Annotated in this window: 18 protein-coding genes; 9 read left to right on the forward strand and 9 right to left on the reverse strand. The window is 42.2% G+C overall.

The window, feature by feature from the left end; all coding sequences use genetic code 11:
- Positions 1–53: 53 nt before the first annotated feature.
- The 3 genes from nrdA (at position 54) to yfaE (ending at position 3,897) form a co-directional block, all read left to right on the forward strand.
- Positions 54–2,318 (forward strand): class 1a ribonucleoside-diphosphate reductase subunit alpha, encoded by a 2,265-nt coding sequence (nrdA, locus tag TY87_RS13710; protein WP_072838168.1) that lies wholly within the window; start codon positions 54–56, stop codon positions 2,316–2,318.
- Positions 2,319–2,483: 165 nt separating this feature from the next.
- Positions 2,484–3,617: a class Ia ribonucleoside-diphosphate reductase subunit beta gene (gene nrdB / locus TY87_RS13715; RefSeq protein WP_100187499.1), complete on the forward strand. Its 1,134-nt coding sequence runs from the start codon at positions 2,484–2,486 to the stop codon at positions 3,615–3,617.
- Entirely contained in the window at positions 3,601–3,897 is a 297-nt protein-coding gene (yfaE, locus tag TY87_RS13720) for a class I ribonucleotide reductase maintenance protein YfaE (RefSeq protein WP_072838170.1), read from the forward strand. Before nrdB ends, yfaE begins: the two co-directional genes overlap by 17 nt.
- 21 nt (positions 3,898–3,918) lie before the next feature.
- Here yfaE and TY87_RS13725 read toward each other — a convergent pair whose 3' ends face one another.
- Positions 3,919–4,524 (reverse strand): CDP-alcohol phosphatidyltransferase family protein, encoded by a 606-nt coding sequence (locus tag TY87_RS13725; protein ID WP_100187500.1) that lies wholly within the window; start codon positions 4,522–4,524, stop codon positions 3,919–3,921.
- 113 nt (positions 4,525–4,637) lie between these two features.
- Between TY87_RS13725 and TY87_RS13730 the strand changes: the two genes are divergently transcribed.
- Positions 4,638–5,399 carry an alpha/beta fold hydrolase gene (locus TY87_RS13730; RefSeq protein ID WP_100187501.1) on the forward strand — a complete coding sequence of 254 codons (762 nt, stop codon included), beginning with the start codon at positions 4,638–4,640 and terminating at the stop codon, positions 5,397–5,399.
- Between the two features lie 3 nt (positions 5,400–5,402).
- Here the strand turns inward: TY87_RS13730 and TY87_RS13735 are convergent, their stop codons facing one another.
- Genes TY87_RS13735 through TY87_RS13745 form a run of 3 tightly spaced genes read right to left on the reverse strand, consistent with a single transcriptional unit; the run spans position 5,403 to position 9,198 of the window.
- The gene (locus TY87_RS13735; protein WP_232617142.1) at positions 5,403–6,305 is read right to left on the reverse strand and encodes a hypothetical protein; all 903 of its coding nucleotides are present in this window, start codon (positions 6,303–6,305) and stop codon (positions 5,403–5,405) included.
- Between the two features lie 17 nt (positions 6,306–6,322).
- Positions 6,323–8,329 (reverse strand): TonB-dependent receptor plug domain-containing protein, encoded by a 2,007-nt coding sequence (locus TY87_RS13740; RefSeq protein ID WP_100187502.1) that lies wholly within the window; start codon positions 8,327–8,329, stop codon positions 6,323–6,325.
- A gap of 2 nt (positions 8,330–8,331) precedes the next feature.
- The gene (locus tag TY87_RS13745; RefSeq protein ID WP_100187503.1) at positions 8,332–9,198 is read right to left on the reverse strand and encodes a prephenate dehydratase; all 867 of its coding nucleotides are present in this window, start codon (positions 9,196–9,198) and stop codon (positions 8,332–8,334) included.
- A 112-nt stretch (positions 9,199–9,310) separates the two neighbouring features.
- Here TY87_RS13745 and yidD point away from each other — a divergent pair, with 112 nt between their 5' ends.
- Entirely contained in the window at positions 9,311–9,586 is a 276-nt protein-coding gene (gene yidD / locus TY87_RS13750; RefSeq protein ID WP_100187504.1) for a membrane protein insertion efficiency factor YidD, read from the forward strand.
- A 2-nt stretch (positions 9,587–9,588) separates the two neighbouring features.
- Here yidD and TY87_RS13755 read toward each other — a convergent pair whose 3' ends face one another.
- The 4 genes from TY87_RS13755 to TY87_RS13770 form a co-directional block, all read right to left on the reverse strand.
- Positions 9,589–10,236, reverse strand: a complete 648-nt coding sequence (locus tag TY87_RS13755) for a LuxR C-terminal-related transcriptional regulator (RefSeq protein ID WP_072838176.1) — start codon at positions 10,234–10,236, stop codon at positions 9,589–9,591.
- Positions 10,237–10,264: 28 nt separating this feature from the next.
- Positions 10,265–12,223 (reverse strand): acetate--CoA ligase, encoded by a 1,959-nt coding sequence (gene acs, locus TY87_RS13760; protein WP_100187505.1) that lies wholly within the window; start codon positions 12,221–12,223, stop codon positions 10,265–10,267.
- A gap of 99 nt (positions 12,224–12,322) precedes the next feature.
- Positions 12,323–13,063 carry a class I SAM-dependent methyltransferase gene (locus TY87_RS13765; protein ID WP_072838178.1) on the reverse strand — a complete coding sequence of 247 codons (741 nt, stop codon included), beginning with the start codon at positions 13,061–13,063 and terminating at the stop codon, positions 12,323–12,325.
- Between the two features lie 87 nt (positions 13,064–13,150).
- On the reverse strand, positions 13,151–13,768 hold the full coding sequence (locus tag TY87_RS13770; protein ID WP_100187506.1) for an HAD family hydrolase: 618 nt from the start codon (positions 13,766–13,768) through the stop codon (positions 13,151–13,153).
- A gap of 280 nt (positions 13,769–14,048) precedes the next feature.
- Between TY87_RS13770 and TY87_RS13775 the strand changes: the two genes are divergently transcribed.
- Entirely contained in the window at positions 14,049–15,077 is a 1,029-nt protein-coding gene (locus TY87_RS13775; protein ID WP_100187507.1) for a TAXI family TRAP transporter solute-binding subunit, read from the forward strand.
- 96 nt (positions 15,078–15,173) lie between these two features.
- Positions 15,174–17,297 carry a TRAP transporter permease gene (locus TY87_RS13780; protein ID WP_072838181.1) on the forward strand — a complete coding sequence of 708 codons (2,124 nt, stop codon included), beginning with the start codon at positions 15,174–15,176 and terminating at the stop codon, positions 17,295–17,297.
- A 128-nt stretch (positions 17,298–17,425) separates the two neighbouring features.
- On the opposite strand, the gene TY87_RS13785 is transcribed toward TY87_RS13780, so the two are convergent.
- Positions 17,426–18,919: a peptidoglycan DD-metalloendopeptidase family protein gene (locus TY87_RS13785; protein ID WP_232617143.1), complete on the reverse strand. Its 1,494-nt coding sequence runs from the start codon at positions 18,917–18,919 to the stop codon at positions 17,426–17,428.
- A 424-nt stretch (positions 18,920–19,343) separates the two neighbouring features.
- Here TY87_RS13785 and fdhD point away from each other — a divergent pair, with 424 nt between their 5' ends.
- Positions 19,344–20,231, forward strand: a complete 888-nt coding sequence (fdhD, locus tag TY87_RS13790; RefSeq protein WP_100187509.1) for a formate dehydrogenase accessory sulfurtransferase FdhD — start codon at positions 19,344–19,346, stop codon at positions 20,229–20,231.
- Positions 20,215–22,542, forward strand: coding sequence for an FdhF/YdeP family oxidoreductase (locus TY87_RS13795; RefSeq protein ID WP_100187510.1), 2,328 nt, complete (start codon positions 20,215–20,217; stop codon positions 22,540–22,542). Before fdhD ends, TY87_RS13795 begins: the two co-directional genes overlap by 17 nt.
- The last annotated feature ends 104 nt before the right edge of the window (positions 22,543–22,646 follow it).

The raw sequence follows: 22,646 nt of genomic DNA on the forward strand, positions 1-22,646 counted from the left end.
CACTACATAGAGTAAATATCCTTTTTTATATTGCGCTAATGGGAAGTCATTGAATGAGCACTCTCACAGTTACTAAACGTAACGGGACGACAGAAAACATCAACCTAGAAAAGATTCATAAAGTCATCGCATGGGCTGCCGAAGGGTTAGACAATGTTTCTGTTTCCCAAGTAGAGCTAAAAGCACGAATTCAGTTCTTTGAGGGTATTCGTACTACAGACATCCACGAAACACTTATTAAGTCTGCTGCAGATTTAATCTCCGAAAGCACTCCAGACTATCAATATCTAGCAGCTCGTTTAGCTATCTTTCACCTACGTAAAAAAGCCTTTGGTGATTTCGAACCACCACACCTTTATAAACACGTAAAAAGTCTTGTTGAGCAAAAGCGCTATGATGCACAGTTGCTAGAAAAGTACACAGAAGAAGACTTTAACGAGCTAAATACATTCATTGATCACTCTCGTGATATGGATTTTTCTTATGCTGCGGTGAAACAGCTTGAAGGTAAGTACTTGGTACAAAACCGAGTAACTGGTGCAATATACGAAAGCCCTCAGTTTATCTACATACTTGTCGCTGCTTGTTTATTTGCTGAATACGACAAAAAAGAGCGTTTAAACTTAATCCGCCGCTTCTATGACGCAGTATCTAAATTCAAAATTTCATTACCAACACCTATTATGTCTGGTATTCGCACACCTACTCGTCAGTTCAGTAGCTGCGTATTGATTGAATGTGGTGACTCTTTAGATTCTATCAACGCCACATCAAGTGCTATCGTTAAATACGTTAGCCAGCGCGCTGGTATTGGTGTAAACGCCGGTGCAATTCGTGCTCTAGGTAGCCCTATCCGTGGTGGCGAAGCCTTCCACACAGGCTGTATTCCATTCTACAAACACTTCCAAACAGCGGTAAAAAGCTGTTCTCAAGGTGGTGTTCGTGGTGGCGCAGCTACCGTTTTCTACCCAATTTGGCACTTAGAAGTCGAAAGCCTATTGGTACTGAAAAACAACCGTGGCGTAGAAGAAAACCGTGTTCGTCATTTGGATTACGGCGTACAGTTTAACCGCCTGATGTACCAACGTTTGATTAAAGGCGGCAATATCACTTTGTTTAGCCCATCTGACGTACCAGGTCTATACGATGCTTTCTTTGCTGACCAAGAAGAATTTGATCGCTTGTATACTATGTATGAGCAAGATGTTTCTATCCGTAAGCAAACGATTAAAGCAACGGAACTATTCACTCTATTTGCTTCTGAACGTGCAAGTACTGGTCGTATATACCTACAAAACGTGGATCACTGTAATACTCACAGCCCATTCGATCCTAAAGTTGCTCCAGTCAAGCAAAGTAACTTGTGTTTGGAAATCGCCCTTCCAACCAAGCCACTGAATAGCATTGATGATAAAGAAGGCGAAATTGCCCTTTGTACTTTGTCTGCATTCAACCTAGGTGCACTTGAAAGTCTAGATGAGCTAGAAGAGCTAGCAGAGCTTATTGTTCGCGCTTTAGACAGTTTGTTGGATTACCAAAATTACCCAATCCCAGCAGCACAACGTGCTACTGAATTGCGTCGTACTTTAGGTGTGGGCGTTATTAACTACGCGTACTACTTAGCGAAAAATGGCGTTAAATACTCTGACGGTAGTGCAAACGAACTAACTCACAAAACATTTGAAGCGATTCAGTATTTCCTACTAAAAGCTTCTAACAAGTTAGCGAAAGAGTTTGGTCCATGCTTGGCATTCAACGAAACGACTTACTCTAAAGGTATTTTGCCAATCGATTCTTACAAAAAAGAAATCGATAACATCGTTTCTAACGAATTGTTCTACGATTGGGAAACCTTGCGTACTGAGATCGTTACTCACGGTCTACGTAACTCAACACTAACTGCATTGATGCCATCTGAAACCTCTTCTCAGATCAGTAACGCGACTAACGGCATCGAGCCACCTCGTGGTTTCGTATCTGTTAAAGCAAGTAAAGACGGTATTTTGAAGCAAGTCGTACCTGAGTTTGAACGCCTAAAAGATAGCTATGAATTGTTGTGGACCATTCCATCAAATGATGGCTACCTACAATTAGTTGGCATCATGCAGAAATTTGTCGACCAAGCGATCTCTGCCAATACAAACTATGATCCACAGAAATTTGAATCTCAAAAAGTACCGATGAAGGTGATTTTGAAAGATCTACTTACCGCTTATAAACTTGGTGTGAAAACACTGTACTATCACAATACTCGTGATGGTGCTGATGATAAACAAGAAGACATGGATGATTGTGCTGGCGGTGCTTGCAAGATCTAACCTGTCAGCCATCGTACAAAGATCTTTTGCATGATCTGACAAGCAAAGCCTCATAACAATGAGGCTTTGCTACGTTTATCGCTTTAACGAAATACTAAAATCTATTAATAACTAAGGCATCTTCTCATTGAATGTGCCTTACGCTTTTGAGGAATACCCTGAGACATGAGTTACTCGACTTTCAACCGTAAGCACTTCGATAGTACAAAAGAACCTATGTTCTTTGGTGAAAATGTCAACGTTGCTCGCTATGATCAGCAAAAGCATCCTATCTTTGAAAAATTAATCGAAAAGCAATTATCTTTCTTTTGGCGCCCGGAAGAAGTCGACCTTTCTACAGATCGTAAAGATTTTCAAAGATTAGAAGAACACGAACAACATATTTTCTTGAGCAACCTAAAGTATCAAACCCTGCTCGACAGTGTGCAAGGCCGTTCGCCAAACGTTGCATTATTACCAATCGTTTCTCTACCTGAATTAGAAACTTGGATCGAAACTTGGTCATTCAGCGAAACCATTCACAGCCGCTCTTACACACATATTATTCGTAACATCGTTAACGATCCGACCAAGATTTTTGATGATATCGTGACGAACGAAGAAATCACTAAACGTGCTGATAGTGTTTCTAAATACTATGACCGTCTAATCGAAATGGTCAATTTGTATAACACCATGGGCATGGGAACCTTTGATGTTCCAGGCAAGGGCCCAATTGAAATTTCTATGCCTAAGCTTAAAAAGGCACTTTACCTAACAATTGCATCCGTCAACGTATTAGAAGCGATTCGTTTCTATGTGAGTTTTGCTTGTAGCTTCGCCTTTGCTGAACGCACGCTGATGGAAGGTAACGCTAAGATCATCAAATTAATCGCTCGTGATGAGGCTTTGCACTTAACAGGCACTCAACACATGCTGAACTTGATGGCTTCCGGTAAAGATGACCCAGAGATGGCCATCATTGCTGCAGAATGCCAAGACGAAGTTCGCCAGATTTTCATTGAAGCAGCAGAGCAAGAAAAAGAATGGGCAACTTACCTATTCAAAGACGGCTCGATGATTGGCCTTAACGCTCAAATTCTAGGCCAGTATGTTGAATACATTACCAATGTACGTATGCAAGCCGTTGGATTTGAAACTTGCTTTACAACTAAGCATAACCCAATCCCTTGGATTAATGCTTGGTTGGTGAGTGACAATGTTCAAGTTGCCCCACAAGAGGCAGAAATCAGTTCTTACCTAGTGGGTCAAACTGACAATAGCTTAGATGATTCAGACTTCGATGACTTCGACCTCTAAACCAAAAGCACCCGAGAAAAAAGAACAAGTGCATCGTGTACTGCTAGGGAAAAAACAAATTCTCGTCACCGAAGATGAGCCCTTGCTAGTACAACTTGAGAGAGCTGGTATTCACGTTGAATACCAGTGTCGTGAAGGATATTGCTCTTCTTGCTCAATCAAGCTCTTGTGGGGAAATGTAATTTACCCATTTGAGCCCCTTGCATGGGTGCAAAGCGGTTATTTATTAGCATGCTGCGCTATTGTCAAAAGCGACATTGAAATCGCTTTTTTCGACTAATTTTTGTTTACTAATTACTGCCTAACGTAACGTACGGTAGCCCGCGTAAATTCGAGTTGTCGTCGTTACCCAACATATCACACCAAACAAATACGCCATGACGGCAAAGTAGTCAGGCAATAAACAAATCAATACCAGAAACACAATAGTTTCTGTACCCTCAGCCAATCCCCCTAAAAAATACAGAGATTTACGACCATACTCTAAACGTTCAATGTTTCGCTTCTCGGCCATAATGGCAAACGCTAAAAAACTACTGCCCGTGCCCATAAAAGAAAAAATCAAAAAGCTCGCCGCTAACGCATTGTCCACTGGATTCATCAAGGCAAAACCGAAAATCACCGCCGAATAAAAAATGAAATCTAAGGTGATATCTAAATACCCCCCCAAATCTGTGGGGCCTTGTATCCTAGCCACCGCGCCATCTAAGCCATCCATCACCCTGTTTATAATCACCAACACCAACGCTAAAGAGGTGTTTCCAAAGTACAAAGCTGGCAATACCATCATGCCAATCAAAAAACCAAGCAAGGTAATCCAATTGGCTTTTACTCCTAACTTATCAATCACTAAAGCCGTTAAACGCAACGGGTGTTTGAGGGCTTTAATAAAAAATGTATCTAACATTCAAACAACTACCTTGATTCTATAGGGACGAAATATTCCAAGACTTGATACAATGTAAGCATACTAGTGTTAACTAATACCATTCATCTACTTAGCAGAATAATAAGGTTTTTATGATACACGCAAAACAATATGGCTCATCAGGCCCAAATCTTATTGTCATACACGGTTTATTTGGCAATGCTGACAACTGGCATTCAATTGCACAATCTTTAGCTGAGCACTTCACTGTTTACTGCATCGATCTTCCGAACCATGGTAAATCAGACAGCATGCCAGACGCCAGCTACCCAAAAATGGCAGAAGCGATACTTAACTGGGCTGAGCTCAATAAAATCGACTCTTTCTACCTACTCGGTCACTCTATGGGTGGGAAAGTCGCCATGCAAATGGCGGCAATGGCAACAGCGGGACAAATTGAAAAACTTATTGTCGTCGACATTGCTCCAGTCGATTACCAGCCTAGCCATACTCGGATCTTAGAAGGCTTAAAGGCGATTGATGAATCACTACCCTCTTCAAGAAAAGAAGCAGACGCGCTATTAAGTAAATACGAGTCAAACTTGGCCGTCAGACAATTCTTATTGAAAAACCTAGCAAGAAGCGAAGAAGGCTTCAAACTAGAGCTCTCTGTGAACAATATAGCCGATAGCTATTCTACTATCCTGAAAAAACCAGTGATTAAAAGTGCGGTAAGTATTCCAACGCTATTTATCAAAGGTGAAAACTCAGACTATATCTTGGCAGAGTATCAGGAAGCTATTTTGGCATTCTTTCCAAACGCCAGCTTTAAGATAATATCTGGTGCTGGTCATTGGTTACATGCTGAAAAACCATTACCCTTTACCAGTCTAGTGAAACGCTTTCTACAGTAACCTCTAACACCCAGTTTCGGAGCAAAGACCATACTTATCTTTCAAGTAAGACGGAGACGGCAACACGACACCGTGTGATTTAATCAGATAGGGGTTAAAACTCACTCTCAGCTTATCGGGGTACACAGCGTCCAGCAGTACCCCTTTTGTTTGCCACATGCTGATATGATTAGCCAAAATATCTAGTTTCGTATCAGTATCAGAATAAATTGCAAACAATGAACCTGCTCGAACAAAAGCAAAAGAAGGTCCTATCATCACCCGTTGTTTATGAAATAGTAATTTCAGTATGTCCTGTGCTATACCATTTTTATATAGCTCAGTATCAACTAATGAAAAAACCACAGCTGAGCCATCTAAGACGAAATTAACCGACTTCAACACAGACAGTCGGTCCACCTCTGTTTTAATAAACTGAAACTCAAAGCCATGCTGCGCGGCCTGTTCCTGCATATTTTGCACATCGATCAAAAGATTATCACTATAAAGTACAGCCAGAGGTTTACGATCAAACCAAATGGCCTCAAGCAAGGCCAAGCGCTTATCCAAAGGCGCCCCAGAAAACACAGCACTATTAGGAAGCCCACACTGCGGCCGTGCTTTAAGATACTCTTCTTTACCAATAAAAATAGCCATAACAGCCCCTTCCGAGACCGATGAACACACCTGACGAAAGCTTTCAGAACCAATTGCAACCGTCACATCTTCGCTTTTCAAAAAAGAAGCGTTTTGTATAAACAAAGAACGACGCACTGGGATCAGTTGCGTATTGGCTGGCAATAATTTAGAAAGCTGGAATGCCAAAGAGCGTGCTGAACTCTCTTCTATATCATGGACAACATAAATAGCCGCAGACACATTTATGGATGTCAGCGACAAAATAATAAAAATAAAAATCCTTTTCACGTTTCTATTTATCCACATTAGAAAGTGATATTGGTGAAAACATAAGCAAACGTATTTTCCGTCAAATTATTATGTTTCGAAACAAGTGAGTTATCATCTAAACGCGTTTCCACACCAGCTCCCATTGTAGCCTTAGAGTACCCTCCGAAGGTCAATTCGTATGACAACCATGTATTAAGTAATTCATAATCTTTACCGCCTAACTCTTTTCCATACCAATAATAGCTTTGAATAGCCCAGCGATCTGTTAGAGGCAAGCTACCAAAGAAAGAGATCATAACAGGTGTTGTAGCCTTCAGAAGAGTAGCGTTGTCTGTTTGAGTATCTTGATAAGCATAGGTGAAACGAGTAATAGCACCAGAACGAAAGCGCCAATCAAATTCTAGTTCAATTCCATTGATATCAACATCTTCCGTTATGCCCTCTTCGACTTGAGCATCTCCAGTATAGGATGTGAATTTTTTCTGACTTAAGACCATGTCCTTAACTTCATCATGATAAAACTTTATATCAAACGATAAACCGCGACTCGGCCAATAATGATAATAGCCCACTTCATAAGAAGTAATTTTTTCCTCTTTTTCTCCATTCACCGCATACGAGGTTGGAGAGCTATCCCCATTAGCTAAAACATAATGCCACTTAAAATATTGATCTGATAAATCAGGAGTTCTTACCGCTTTGGATATATTAAATCGCATAGACTCTTGCTCGGATAACTTATAAGTCATACCGAATTTAGGCGATAAAAACGCCCCTCCCATTTGACTGCGCTCAAACATAGCCCCAGCATTTATTATCCAACTCTCGCTAGCTCTGTACTCTATGTTAGAAGAAAGGCGAAACACCTCATCACTCGCTTTTCCTGATAAATAATGCTCAGAATCCGCTTCATCCCAACGATAGCCCACAGCAGAAATCAAACGCAGTCTATTGGATGCTTCCCATGTGCTTTGTAGCTCAATATCTTGACGAGTTTCCAGTAGATCAACAATTGTGGACTCATACACTGGAACAGTACTAGAACCATCAAATAACGCGTTATAAAATCCAGAGCTGAGTATAGCTTCATGATATTCATTCAGATCAGATTGATCATAATAATACTGTATTTTCACCTCATGACTCGGTGATACTTGTTTGCTATAGCTTAACTTAATATGTTCACGATCAATCAAGCGCATTGGCTTATTAATATCATAAGAACCTGTGTCATATTCCACCGGATCAATCTTATCTTTAAGGCTATTGGCCCCCACATCTAGATTAAAGGTGCTGCTTGCAGTCTCCTTTTGAATAAGCACATTGCCCATTTGGGTTCGATGCCCATCATGACGTTCATATCCATCAGCATTTTTATCAAAGCCACTTACATTATTTGTAGAGGCCGATGCTCGATAGCTCCAATCACCATTTAAACCACTGTGCTGTCCATATAATCGATAATCACCATTCGACCCTGAATAAGCGCTAATACTGTCGCCCAACGTTTCTAAAGGAGATCTGGTAATAATATTCACCACAGCAAAAAACGAATTAATACCATAGCTTGCGGCATTCGGTCCTCGGTTAACTTCCACACGAGCGACGTCTTCAATACTTAATGGTAACGTTGCCCATTCAACTCGCGCCAACCCTACACTGTAAACAGAACGACCATTAACCAACACCTGAATACGGCGATATTGATCCAACTGAGTACCGTGATAAGAGGACTCTTTTTGGCTGGATGACTTATAAGGTGCAACAGAAAAGCCGGGGACAAACTGCAAAAGATCTTCCACATATTGCATATTAATACGTCGGATAAATTCACCGTCTAATACAGATAACGTAGAAGACACGTCGACTCTAGGCTGAGGCATTTTAGACGGCGTAACAACCACAGAAATATGATCGAAAAAGCCATCATACGAACCTAGATCAGAAAAATCTCCTCTAGCAGAAGACAAATCTTCCATTTCAGCCCAAGCATTGAAACTAAAAAACAGATAAAAACTAACGCACAAAAAACGAGTTATCATTGCTACTTCGACCTATAATCATCCGCTAAATAGGTTCCTAACATTCGGACTTCTTCAGAGAAAAAGCGCAACTCTTCTAATGCAGCCTGCATAGAGGAAGATTGAAAATGCGCTTCAACATCTACATAGAACTGGGTCGCGGTGAAGTTACCATTCACCATATAGCTTTCTAATTTCAACATGTTAATCCCTTGAGTAGCAAAACCACCCATCGCTTTATAAAGGGCTGCGGGGATATTTCGTACACGAAACATAAAAGAAGTGATATACGTTAAGCCATCTTCATAAATAGGCATTTTTTGCTGACGAGAAAAAACCAAAAAACGAGTTGTATTGCCTATAGTGTCGTTAAAAAAAGTTTTAAGCACATTTAGACCATACAATTCTGCTGCCAATTCAGATGAAATAACCGCTAATCCAGGCTCATCAAACTCAGCAATATGCTTAGCAGCACCTGCGGTGTCATACATGGCCTGACTTTTCGCACCTAACGCCTTAATATTAGCATCACATTGCGCCAACGCTTGAGGGTGACTGCCAATGCGGGTAACTTGATCTAATGTCATAGAATGACGAGCAATTAAACAATGATTTACTGGCTCAAAATGCTCTTTCACAACATACAGCTGGGTGCGTTTTAATTCTCGATAAATCTCTTCCACTCGACCAGCAGTAGAGTTTTCAACGGGGATCATGGCGTAATAAGCATCACCTCGCTCCACCATCTGCAAAGCATCAACAAAGGTCGCACAATGAATGCTGGTCCAATCAGGAAAGGTATGTTTGCAAGCAAGATGCGAATAGGCTCCAGGCTCGCCTTGATAAGCAACGACTTGCATTGCATCAAGAGTAAAATGTTGATCTGGCATAGTAGAATCGATTCTGTGATATATTTCCGCTACAGTAACAAATAGACGTTACTATTTACACAAAAATGACATAACGCGATAGTCATCCAATCATTCACTAGACAAGTGGCACATGAAAAGAATCTTCATATTAATAGTAAAAGGCTATCAATTTTTAATTAGTCCGTTATTGGGTAATAACTGTCGCTTTTATCCTAGCTGTTCACATTATATGATCCAAGCTATTGAGCGTTTTGGAATTTTTAAGGGTATGTACCTTGGTTTGAAAAGATTATCTAAATGTCATCCATGGCACGAAGGTGGCATGGATCCGGTTCCCGGTTCATGCCACTGCAAGGACGAAAAAAATGGAAAAGATCAGGCTAAAAGAGAGAAAGAAAAGAATTAACTTTATACGGTAGTCATTTGTAGCTTCAAGTCACTAGCAACCAATACTGCTTGCGTCCTATTATTGATTTCCAGCTTACGAAAAATCGCCGTAATATGTGCCTTTACTGTTGCTTCAGAAATAGATAATTCATAAGCAATTTGTTTATTCAGCAGACCTTCATGCAGATAACACAAAACTTTATATTGCTGAGGTGTCAGTTCTGTTACTTTGTGCTGCATAGATAAATCTGGTTTAGGTTGATTGGCAACCTCTTGTCTAAGACCATCTGGGAGCCAAATATCACCCGCCAAAATGGCATGAATGGCCTGTACATAAGTGGCAGGCTCGCTAGTTTTGGGAATAAAGCCCAAAGCGCCAGCATCAATCACTTTAGCAACCATTGCACTGTCCTCACTGCCGGAAATAACCGCCACAGGCACATCAGGAAAGTCTTTACGAATTCGAATTAGCCCATACAAGTCACCACTACCAGGCATATTTAAATCTAGTAGCAGTAAATCAAGATCATTTACGTTCGCTAAACATTGTAATGTCGAATCTAAGTCATGTGATTCGACAATTACAATTCCCTCAATTTCTGCCCGTAGTGCACCACATAGCGCACTACGGAACAAAGGGTGATCATCCGCGATAACAAGTGAAATCACTGTGTATCCTTTTTAAATGTGTAAACGTTCACACATTTAAACGGTTTTCGATTAAATCATCAACCACACTTGGATCAGCTAATGTACTTGTATCACCAAGTTGATCATGTTCGTTCGCGGCAATCTTCCTTAAAATTCGACGCATAATTTTACCTGATCGCGTTTTCGGCAAACCTTTACTTGTCCATTGAATAAGGTCAGGCGTTGCAATAGGACCAATTTCTTGTCGAACAAATAGCTTTAATGACTTAGTCAATTCTTCATCTGGAATCACACCAGCAATCGCACTGACATAAACATAAATGCCTTGCCCTTTAATATCATGAGGGTACCCCACGATAGCGGCTTCAGCGACAGAAGGATGAGCTACTAATGCACTTTCGATTTCAGCGGTTCCCAAGCGGTGCCCTGAAACGTTCAATACATCATCCATACGCCCAGTAATCCAATAATGACCATCTGCATCGCGAGATGCGCCGTCACCAGTGAAGTACATACCGTCGAAAGTACTGAAGTAAGTTTGCTCGAAACGCTCATGATCGCCATAAACAGTTCGTGCCTGACCAGGCCAAGAATCCGTAATAACCAAACCACCTTCCACTAACACGCCCTGCTCTTCTTGTAAGACGCCTTGCGCGTCTACCAACGCAGGTTGCACACCATACAAAGGACCAGTACATGAACCAGGTTTTACATCACCTTGAACAATACGTGGCGTCATCATCATGCCACCAGTTTCAGTTTGCCACCACGTATCAACGATAGGGCAAGAGGAATTACCAATTTCACTGTAATACCAAGACCAGGCTTCTGGGTTGATAGGCTCACCCACACTGCCCAATACTCGTAAGGAATCTCGCTTACTTGAACGCGTCGCCTCATCACCTTTCGCCATCAAAGCACGAATGGCCGTTGGTGCAGTGTACAAAATGGTCACGTCAAATTTATCAACCACACGACCAATTCGACCTGAATCAGGATACGTTGGCACCCCTTCAAATAAGATGCTTGTTGCGCCATTAGCAAGCGGCCCGTAAACCATATAGCTATGGCCTGTGATCCAGCCCACATCAGCGGCACACCAATAAATATCATCTGGCTTAAGATCAAACACCAATTCATGAGTTAACGAGGCATATACTAAATATCCGCCTGTTGTGTGCACCACACCTTTTGGCTTACCGGTTGAACCAGAGGTATAAAGAATAAACAACGGGTCTTCCGCGTTCATACGTTCTGCTGGACATTCAGTACTTTCGTTTTCTACTTCAACCGCCCAATCTAAATCACGGCCTTCAAACCAAGGCACGTCTTTTTCTGTGTAACGGTAGACAATAACATTTTCAACAGTTGGACAAGCATTGTTGTCCAACGCCATATCAACATTGTGCTTAAGAGGAATAGTGTTACCAGCACGACGACCTTCGTCTGCGGTAATAACAAGCTTTACTTCACAATCGTTTAAACGATCGGCGATAGCATGAGCTGAAAAACCACCGAAAATAACAGAGTGAATCGCACCAATTCGAGCACACGCCAACATGGCGTAGACGGCTTGCGGAATCATTGGCATGTAAATAGCAACGCGGTCGCCTTTTTTAACGCCCTGACGTTTTAACAGATTGGCTAAACGCCCAACCTCATCGTGTAATGTTTGGTAGGTAATTGCGATTTTTTCATCGCTTTCTTTATCACCTTCACAGTAGTAAGCGACTTTATTTGCAGAGTTAGCTAAGTGACGATCAATGCAGTTATAAGCCACATTTAACTCACCATCTTCAAACCACTTAATGTTAACTCCGCCTCGTTTAAAAGAGGTGTTTTTAACTTTTGTATAAGGTTTAAACCAGTCTATACGCTTCCCTTCTCGACCCCAAAACTCATCTGGATTTTCAATCGATTCTTGATAGCGTTTTTCAAATTCTGCTTGACTAACATTGGCATTTTTTGCTGCCTCATTTGAGGTTGCGCTATATAATGACTTCATAACCCGCTCCATTGTTAAATTTGTTATTCGGATGCTGAACTACTATAACTCGCTAGAGGTTCCAATCTATTCCACTTTAGTCTTATTGCAAAAGCAAGCCTAAGCGAAACGCCCTGCTTTTACGAAGAATGGCAGGTGTATCTCTTGCTTTTTTGTCGGCTCCGACCAAGCCTCACGAATAATAGGTGAAGCATTTAATAAAAAGTCATCTCCCTGTTCTTGTATACGCAACTGAGATGCAGACCAAGTACGAATAAAATCCAGCGTTTGCGCCACAGACCAATGACAATTTAACTCAAATTTTGGGACGTCTATTAATTCAAAAGGAAACTTAATATCACGATATTGATTCCACAATAAACGGCTTTCTGCAGGCCAATAAGTTTCAAGATGAGGCAGCACAGACTCTGCTATCGCTTTATCCTCCGTCTCGCCTACCTGTAACCAGTTATATCCCCAGCAAATAAACATGCCACCAGGTTTTAATACTCGCTTTAATTCTTTCCAAAACGCGTCTAAATTAAACCAATGCAGTGCATGAGCAACACATACAACATCAAAATAATGGTCAGGATAGAGCGTCTTTTCAGCAGGAAAAACCTGATAATTCACCTTCCGGTGAGGTGTCGCAGCAGTTACTTGAGATTCACTAATATCAGACGCTTCTACGCGATCAAAGTACGCAGCAAGATCAACCGAAGCTTGGCCAGTACCGCACGCACAATCCCATACAACACTTGATGCAGGTACTTGTTGGGATAGCCAATAATAAAGCTCAGCCGGATACATAGGCCGAGTACGTGAATAGCTAGTAGAAGATTGTCCATCAAACGTACGCATAGAAACCTCTAAACCTAATGGTGTTTAACCTCAACTGCTTAATTTAAGGCTTCAAGCAATTCTAGTACTGTTGTCTCAGCCTATAATTTAGCTAGACAACACCCCATGTTGATGAAGCACGACACGTGCTTCATCAACCCCCTTGACTCGAAACGCTTTCATCCCTAGAGCATTGGCAGTATCAATATTGACCTGATTATCATCAATAAAAAGAATCTGCTCGGGAGCAACCTGTAAATTGCGAATAACATGCTGGTAAATAGCTTCATCCGGTTTTACGAAACCTACCATATGAGAAGCATAATAACTGTGAAATTTACCTGCCAGCGCCATTTCATCCATTAGTCGCGGCCAATGAGCGGCATTAGTATTGGATAAAATAGCACGATGATATTCAGGCTTCACCGCTTCAACCAACTCAAGTGCCCCCGCAAACAAGCCTCTTGGCCATGCTTTAAAAGACGCCTTGAATATTTCTTTATCTATATTACTGCCAACTTCTTTTAGTAATCTATCAGCAAATTGATCAAAAGTAATTTTCCCAGAGTCAAATGCAGCCACTGTCGGTGATCTTAGCCACTTCAACCAGACTGCAGACTCCTCACCTTGCGTATTCAACATAGCATGCATTTCAGAAATATCGCCTAAGTCGACTAAGACATTTCCCAAATCAAACAATACAACACGAATATTATGATCTTTCATTAATTTCTCACTTTGAACTCATCGGCAATATTTTGCTCATCACATAAACCCCTATGACATAAAATAGCATGTTAACAGCGGTTTTTACTCACTTACACCGTAAGCAATTTATTGCCGATACTGAAACGTCAACGATAAGCAATAAATAGCCCATATGTGTATAAAAAAAGAAAGGAAATACCAAGGATAAAATAAAAACCATATATATCAATGATATATATATTTGGCATGATAATCGCTATAGATTACGTAACCATCCCATCAATAGGAGAAAAATAATATGAAATTGGGCTTTGTTACTAAAACTATTCTTACTAGTGCAACCGCTGCTGCGATTGCTTTATCAGCATCCGGTGTATCTGCTGCAGATAACCGCAATTACATTTTAGCTACCGCATCGACAGGGGGAACTTATTACCCAGTTGGTGTAGCTATTGCCACTTTGAGCAAAGTAAAACTAGAACCTAAGTTTGGCCTATCAGTTTCTGCTATCAGCTCAGCTGGCTCAGGTGAAAACATCAAACTTCTACGTGAAAACCAAGCGCAATTCGCCATTCTACAAGGTCTTTACGGTGCATGGGCTTGGGACGGTGAAGGCCCATTTGCAAGCTCAGGCAAACAAACCGAGTTACGCTCTGTTTCTATGCTTTGGCAAAACGTAGAGCATTTTGTACTAAAAACAGACCTAACTAAAACAGGCACTATGTCGGATCTAAAAGGTCTTGAAGGAACAAATAATAAGTTCTCTATTGGTACTAAAAACTCTGGAACCGAAGGTTCTGGCCGTCAGCAACTAAAAGGTTTAAATATTGACCCAGACAAATTTGCTCTTGCTTATATGGGCTACGGTGCAAGTGCCGACGCGATGCAAAATGGCAATATCGACGGCATGAACACACCTGCTGGCGTCCCAGTCAGCGCGGTAACTAGACTTTATGCTTCAATGGGCGACAAGGTAAAAGTATTAGACTTTACTGACGAGCAAATTAAAGAAGCAAACGGTAACTACGAGTTGTGGACCCGTTACGTCATTCCAGCTAACACTTACCCAGGCCAAACAAAAGACATAAACACGGTTGCTCAGCCTAACTTCCTTGCAACACGCGCTGACTTATCAGAAGACGATGTCTATGAGCTAACCAAATCACTTTATGAAAACTTAGCGTATTTAAGTGCCATTCATAAAGCGACATCAGTGATGTCTCTTGAGAAAGCCATTGCAGGTCTTCCTGTTCCGCTACATCCAGGTGCCGCTCGTTACTACCGTGAACGCGGTATTAATATCCCAGCTCGCCTGATCGCAAAATAACATCATTCACTATTGTTCTAGCGCCGTACACTAGTGCGGCGCACCTTTTACGTCTTTGCTCAATCAGTTTTTTGCACACATAAAGGTAGCTTGTCTATGACTGCTTCATCGCAACCAACCGCACCTCAAGACATCAATCTTGAAGATTTTGAAACCAAACATCGCTCTGGCCCTTGGCTAAACCGTTTTGTATTTGCCCTTTCGGTTTTCTTGGCAGTTGCACACATTTACATCAACACAATAGCAACACTTCCAGAACTTTGGGTATCTGCTTTTCATTTTGCAGGCTTCGGTATTTTGTGCGCCTTACTGATACCAGCAAACCCTAAATGGCAAGACAGCAAAGTCGCTCTATTTTTTGATGGTGCTATTGTGCTCGCCCTTATAGGTATGGTGCTTTACATCATTTTCTTTGAAGACGCACTCTATGCTAGAGGCGTAACCTTCAACACCTCAGACTGGATAGTATCCAGCGTTGCTGTTTTACTATCTCTTGAACTGATTCGTCGCACCAGTGGCTGGTTCATTCCATTTCTAATTATCGTCGCTCTAACCTACGTTGTACTTTGGGGAAGCTGGCTTGGTGGCATGTTTAACTTCCCCGGACTTAGCCTTGAAACCCTTTTGTATCGCAGCTTTTTTAGTACCGATGGCATGTTTGGTTCTATCTCACGAATCTCATGGAGCTTTGTCTTCATGTTTATTTTATTCGGCGCCTTTTTAGTAAAATCCGGTGCAGGTGATTTTATTATTGATCTATCACGCTCGCTTGCTAGCAAAATGATCGGTGGACCCGGTTTTGTGGCGGTATTAGGTTCTGGTTTGATGGGTTCTGTTTCTGGCTCGTCAGTGGCCAACACTGTATCGACTGGTGTTATCACCATTCCACTAATGCGCAGAGCGGGCTTTCCGGCACGTTTTGCTGCTGGCGTCGAAGCTGCAGCGTCTACCGGTGGACAATTGATGCCGCCAGTTATGGGTGCTGGAGCTTTTATTATGGCTTCTTATACACAAGTGTCTTATGTCACCATCATCAGCGTGGCAGCCATTCCGGCGTTATTGTATTTCCTTTCTGTTGGTTTCTTTGTTCGTGTCGAAGCAAAACGCAGTAAAGTAATTGCAACAGAAAGCGATGATGCGGTCGATATTTCACAAGTCCTCAAAGACGGCTGGCATCATATTGTACCACTTGGCGTTTTAGTCACCTTGTTGGTACAAGGCTTTACACCAACGTACGCTGCGGGGATCAGTATTTTGGCAGTTATTGCCGCATCCTTCCTTTCCAGCAAGCATAGAATGGGGCCGGCTGCGGTTATCGATGCGATGGCTCAAGGCGCGAAGAACATGTCTACTACTGCAGTTTTACTGGTAGGTATTGGCTTAGTGGTTAACGTAATTAGCACCACTGGCGTTGGTAATACTTTCTCTTTGTTAATAACCAATTGGGCTGGTGGTAGTCTGTTCTTTACCATTATTTTAGTTGCAATTGCGTCTTTGATTTTAGGTATGGGCTTGCCAGTAACGGCGTCTTACATCGTGTTAGGAACGCTATCGGCTCCAGCTCTATTTAATCTCATCGCAGAAAGCCAGCTATTGGATATGATGTCTTCTGGTAGTTTACCTGAAGCCGCCAGTGCTGTTTTCATGCTGGTAGACCCTTCAGCTATTGCTTCTTTAGCGCAAGGCATGCCGATGGAGCAAGCACAAGCATTGTTGGCTCAAGTGCCTAACGATTTCAAAAGCATGTTGATGGATCAAGCCCTAGGTGCTCAGAGTGTCGCGATGATTTTGGTAACAGCACACATGATTATCTTTTGGCTTTCACAAGACAGTAACGTAACACCACCGGTATGTTTAACCGCTTTCGCTGCAGCTGCTATTGCTAAAACGCCGCCGATGCTAACGGGTCTGACTGCATGGAAACTTGCAAAAGGCTTATACATTGTCCCGCTATTAATGGCTTATACTCCATTAATTGGCGGTGATACCGAAACACTATTGCGTCTGTCTTTCTTTGCCATCTTTGGCATGTATGCCTTAGTTGGAGCTATGGAAGGTTACTTAGAAGATAAGCTGTCGATCTTTTCACGATTCATTGCTTTAGTCGCTTCTTTGATGATGCTGTGGCCACATCTAGCGCTTTGGATTAATTGTATTGGCCTCGTGATTTTCTTGGTACTTTTCGTCATAGGCAACAAGTCTTATAAGAAAAGTATGTGAGTGATAATACATCACAATATTGAAATAATAGTTAATCTCTAACTGCAATAATAACTAAACGAAAAAGGCGTCTCTTCATAAGAAGAGACGCCTTTTTTATGTTGCATCACTCAGTTTTAAATCGATATTTAATTTGCCGCGGCATCCAATTCGGACACGGGTTCAGACTCTGATTCAACGTCTGTATTCTTAGCTGAACCTGCTGCCTGAGCACTTGCCATCATGGCTACCCAGCGCTTAACATTACTGGCATATTCTTTTTTATCACCTTTAGGTATGGATTGGGTGGTCGGAATATCCGTCGTCATTGGATTAACTGGGCGGCCTCTTATGTGCAATTCATAATGTAAATGAGCGCCAGTTGTTCGGCCCGTATTACCAGACAAAGCAATTACTTGACCACGTTTAACCTTCTGGCCTTGTTTCACTAATATTTTACTTAAGTGTAGAAAGCGCGAGCTGTAAGGCCCCGTATAATCAACCACAACATACTTACCTGCATACTTATGCGTTGCGATTCGAGTAACAACACCATCACCTGTAGCAAGAACTTCTGTCCCTGAAGGAGTTGCTAAATCAACACCATTGTGTGGTGCTGGGCGACCCGTAATAGGATGTAATCGATTGGCATTAAAAGGTGAACTAATTCGATACTGCTTACGTGTTGGCCAACGTAATAAGGCAGGTGTTAAGCTGTTGCCATCGAGATCATAAAAACGTCCATCTGAATGTAAGAAAGCACTGTATTTCTGACCTCTTACCGTTATTTCCAGGGCTTCTAGTTGATTTTCCCCTACCTTCACACCACCAATATTGCCTTTTTTGACAATGACATTAAAGTCATCTCCTGCTCTAAGATCTTTGCGGAAATTCACTCGACCTTTCAGTAAATCGTTAATAATTAAAATGTTCGTATCCGACAAACCTACTTTTTTAGCTGATAGATAAAAATTTCCGCTTATTTTACTGTGCATAGCTTCTTGCGTGTAAGTGATGGGATTAACCTTTTCTTCGTAGCTAAAACCACCACCATCATGCTGCACATAGGATACACTTTTACTAATATCTATACGGCGAGTCATCCTAAGTAGGTCACCGTTTTCATCCAACTTAAACGTGAATTTATCATCCGGCATCAAAGGCTCAAGAACTAAAAATTCCTGGTCCGCTTCCAATACAGAATACAAGGATTCTCGAGATAACCCCAAGCGCGCAAATATGCGAGCCAAGGTATCACCAGGCTTGATGACGTATTCTATTGAAGGAATAGAGGCTGTAACCTTCTCTACATTTTGCAGAGGGTCGGTCGTAACCAGCGAATCGTAATTATTATCTTCATCAGTATTCGAACTGGCTTGTGGAGGCGCTATGCTTTTATTGTCACTGCTCTTAGCAGTATCACTCTTAGCAGTATCACTCTTAGCAGTATCACTCTTAGCAGTATCACTCTTAGCAGTATCACTCTTAGTGGTACTAGGTAACGTGTAGTCTTTAGGATTATTTGTTGGTGATACAAGAGACTTATATACAAACAACAAAGCGATAAAAGCAACAAAAATGATAGATAACCAAGCTCGCGGGCCAGATAAAGCCCAACGCGAGAGGCGATTAATAAACTGCATAAATAAAAAACTCATTAAACAAAAAGTGGCTCACGGAGAACCTGGCTATGTGCTAACACCTAGGTCACACACGTTCTCGATATATGACAAAAACAGAACCACACTTTGTAGCATGTGCTTTTTCCTTGCCACTGTTGGAGTGCAAATAATCACAGTCCATACCCTTTTAACCTATAGTTTTACAAAACCAATACGGATGAGGGTTTTTGAAGCTTAATTTTTCGGGGTAGGATACGGCATTTTAGGATCTAAAGAAATACTTAGGCCTTTGAAACACGGTCGCATATCGCCTCTTTTTTAAACAAACAATATCTATTCAAAATTCATGTCGTTTTCATGCTCTTTCTTAGCGCAAAAGCATTGGACGCTCCTGTTCTCTCTCCGTACTATAAGTACATCTTCTTAATTAACTGATTTCAATATCATGCAACATTCGCCTATTTCTTTTATCAGCCACAGGTGCCAAAAATTTGGCCGCTGCGACGCTTTACAGGACAAGACTGCGCAGCAAGGCATTCAGCTAGAACAAGAACCATTAGAAGCGACAGAGCTCGTTGAAGAAATGCCATTAGCCATCAGTATCAACGATATTTCTTATGCCGTTATGATGGTCACACCAGTTAACTTAGAAGCCTTTGTTATCGGTTTTGCTCGCAGTGAAGGCATTATTGAACATATTAACGACATCCGAGACATTGCAGTCCAACTCACGCAGACTCCACCAGACATCGACTGCATTGCGATCAATTTAGAGCTTAGCCCACGCCGATTTGCTCAATTCAAAAAAAGAAGACAAACACATCTTGGCGCGACCGGTTGTGGTTTATGCGGAATAGAATCTTTAACTCAAGCCATTCCAATACTGCCAAAACTACAGCCTAGCCAAGCGATAAAAGAAGCCAATTTAATCGCATTAAGGCCACGCTTAGGCGAATACCAAATCTTGGGTAACAAAACTGGGGCAGTTCATGCGGCCTTGCTAATATCCCCCGAAGGCGAACCCATTTTATGTATGGAAGACATAGGCAGACATAACGCCCTCGATAAGGTGATTGGCTATGCGCTCCAACAGAATATAAACTTGCATAATTACAGTGTTTTAATGTCGAGTCGTTGCAGCACTGAATTGATTCAGAAAGCCGTACGAGTCGGACTTTCTAGACTAATACACCTAGCGTCGCCAAGTACACTCGCAGTCAAATTAGCTCAACATTACGGATTAACATTAATTCATTTACCCAAGCAAGATGCGCCACGACTGTTCGCATCTTCAGCCAAGCCAGAAGGAACAGACGATGAGCAAAAAAAATGATTTTTACACGCCATACAAGGGACCGGCTGGCGGCTGGGGAGCACTACAAAGCACCACAAAACATTGGCTAAAAAGTGAAAATGCTGTCCGTAACATTAACACCTTATTAAAAACTAACCAGCCTCATGGTTTTGACTGCCCGGGCTGCGCTTGGGGTGAAAAACACGATCCAGCCAAGATTCGTTTCTGTGAAAATGGCGCTAAAGCGGTGAACTGGGAAGCGACGTCTCGAAAAGTAGATGCCGCTTTCATGGCGGAACACAGTGTGACTTGGCTAAACACACAAAGTGACTACTTCCTTGAATACCAAGGTCGACTCACAGAGCCAATGCGTTACAACCGCGAAACAGATAACTACGAAGCGATTTCTTGGGAACAAGCTTATAAACAAATCGCTAACACACTAAAAGAACAAACCAATCCAGATAATGTGGCCTTTTATACCTCTGGGCGAGCAAGCAACGAAGCGGCTTTCCTATACCAACTTCTTGCTCGTGCTTATGGCACAAATAACTTCCCAGACTGCTCAAACATGTGTCATGAAGCCAGCGGTTATGCACTGACCAGCAGCATTGGTATCGGCAAAGGCACGGTTGAAATTGACGATTTTGAACGCGCAGATGCCGTTTTGGTTTTTGGCCAAAATCCGGGGACAAACCATCCTCGTATGCTAGAAACCTTAAAAGAAGTAGTGCAACGTGGCGCCCAACTACTCATCTTCAATACACTGCGCGAGCGGGGTTTAGAACGTTTCCAAAACCCTCAAAGTCCAGTGGAAATGCTCACCAACGGTTCTAAACCAACCAATACCGGCTACTTTTGCCCTAAAATCGGCGGAGATATGGCGGTAGTGCGCGGCATGGTCAAAGTGCTTATCGATTTAGAAGAAAAAGCTCAGCAACAAGGCAAAGCCGTTTTTGATCACGACTTTATTAAAGAACACACTCAGGGTTTAGATGCCTACCTAGAGCAAGTTAAACAGACATCTTGGCAAGACATTATTGATCAATCAGGTCTAACAAAAGAAGAAATAACTCACGCAGCCAACGTCTATGCCGAAGCCAATAGCACCATTCTCACATGGGCAATGGGCATTACTCAGCACCATCATTCGGTGGCCATGATCCATGAAATGGTCAATTTGCTCGCGCTTAAAGGTAACATTGGCAGACCTGGCGCTGGCGCTTGCCCAGTTCGTGGTCACAGTAATGTACAAGGCGATAGAACCATGGGCATTAATGAGCGCCCTTCTCAGGCCTTTCTTGATGCATTGGAAAAACGCTTCAACTTCACGCCACCACAAGAACACGGTTTGGCTGTTGTTGATACCATTCGAGCCATGCGTGATGGAAAAGTCGGCGTGTTTATCGCCCTAGGCGGTAACTTCGCTGCAGCGACGCCAGATACACAAGCCACAGAGGACGCGTTAAAGCAATGTCAGCTCACAGTGCAAATAAGTACTAAGCTAAACCGCTCTCACCTTATTACTGGCACTGAGGCGATTATATTGCCTTGCCTTGGTCGTACCGACATAGACCATCAAGCGAAAGGTCAGCAAAAAGTCACTGTAGAAGACTCTTTCAGTATGATTCATGCTTCTGGTGGCGTATTAGAACCATTGAGTAAAGAACAAAAATCTGAGCCTGCCATCGTCGCAGGAATCGCAGCTGCGACTCTAGGCAATTTCCCAATTGATTGGAACGAAGTAGTCAGTGACTACGATCTTATTCGTGAACACATTGCCGCCGTTGTTCCGGGGTTTAATGACTTCAACCAGCGCATTTTACAAGATGGTGGTTTCTACCTAGGTAACAGCGCACGAGAAAGAAACTGGAAAACACCGGCCGGCAAAGCCATTTGCCATACTCATGTATTGCCTGAATCTATTCTGCCGAAGCGCGCCCAAGATTTGCTGTCAGACAAGACGCTCATCATGCAAACGCTGCGTTCTCATGACCAATACAACACCACGATTTATGGCATGAACGATAGATATCGTGGCATTAAAGGCGAACGCAAAGTGGTGTTTATCAACCCTGCGGATATACAACGTCTCGGCTTCGAAGAAGGTCAAAGCGTTACACTGCGTTCAATTTGGGATGATGGTGTGGAGCGAAAAGTTAGCGGTTTCAAGTTAGTTCCTTATAGTATTCCAGCAGGCAACATTGCCGCTTACTACCCAGAGACTAACCCATTAGTACCGCTAGACAGCCATGGTGAATTCAGCAATACACCAACCTCAAAAAGTATTGCTATAGAACTAGAAGCATACGAAGAAGAAAACAATGGCATCGCGGTTGCCGCCGTTTAACCTTCTCTTTAAATAATACGCTCTTTAATGTGGTAATTAAAAAGGTGCAGATATCGATGAGATATCCGCCCTTTTTTTTGCTCTTACTATTTATCAAAACGATC

Source organism: Marinomonas sp. BSi20584, from assembly GCF_002792415.1.
Taxonomy (GTDB): Bacteria; Pseudomonadota; Gammaproteobacteria; order Pseudomonadales; family Marinomonadaceae; genus Marinomonas; species Marinomonas polaris.

Bases quoted from the DNA above. Each gene is read 5' to 3' on its own strand.
- nrdA (WP_072838168.1), top strand. From the start codon at position 54: ATGAGCACTCTCACAGTTACTAAACGTAACGGGACGACAGAAAACATC.
- TY87_RS13745 (WP_100187503.1), bottom strand. From the start codon at position 9,198: ATGCCAGATCAACATTTTACTCTTGATGCAATGCAAGTCGTTGCTTAT.
- TY87_RS13725 (WP_100187500.1), bottom strand. From the start codon at position 4,524: ATGTTAGATACATTTTTTATTAAAGCCCTCAAACACCCGTTGCGTTTA.
- yidD (WP_100187504.1), top strand. From the start codon at position 9,311: ATGAAAAGAATCTTCATATTAATAGTAAAAGGCTATCAATTTTTAATT.
- acs (WP_100187505.1), bottom strand. From the start codon at position 12,223: ATGAAGTCATTATATAGCGCAACCTCAAATGAGGCAGCAAAAAATGCC.
- TY87_RS13730 (WP_100187501.1), top strand. From the start codon at position 4,638: ATGATACACGCAAAACAATATGGCTCATCAGGCCCAAATCTTATTGTC.
- TY87_RS13785 (WP_232617143.1), bottom strand. From the start codon at position 18,919: ATGCAGTTTATTAATCGCCTCTCGCGTTGGGCTTTATCTGGCCCGCGA.
- TY87_RS13775 (WP_100187507.1), top strand. From the start codon at position 14,049: ATGAAATTGGGCTTTGTTACTAAAACTATTCTTACTAGTGCAACCGCT.
- fdhD (WP_100187509.1), top strand. From the start codon at position 19,344: ATGCAACATTCGCCTATTTCTTTTATCAGCCACAGGTGCCAAAAATTT.
- TY87_RS13740 (WP_100187502.1), bottom strand. From the start codon at position 8,329: ATGATAACTCGTTTTTTGTGCGTTAGTTTTTATCTGTTTTTTAGTTTC.
- TY87_RS13795 (WP_100187510.1), top strand. From the start codon at position 20,215: ATGAGCAAAAAAAATGATTTTTACACGCCATACAAGGGACCGGCTGGC.
- TY87_RS13770 (WP_100187506.1), bottom strand. From the start codon at position 13,768: ATGAAAGATCATAATATTCGTGTTGTATTGTTTGATTTGGGAAATGTC.
- TY87_RS13780 (WP_072838181.1), top strand. From the start codon at position 15,174: ATGACTGCTTCATCGCAACCAACCGCACCTCAAGACATCAATCTTGAA.
- TY87_RS13765 (WP_072838178.1), bottom strand. From the start codon at position 13,063: ATGCGTACGTTTGATGGACAATCTTCTACTAGCTATTCACGTACTCGG.
- nrdB (WP_100187499.1), top strand. From the start codon at position 2,484: ATGAGTTACTCGACTTTCAACCGTAAGCACTTCGATAGTACAAAAGAA.
- yfaE (WP_072838170.1), top strand. From the start codon at position 3,601: ATGACTTCGACCTCTAAACCAAAAGCACCCGAGAAAAAAGAACAAGTG.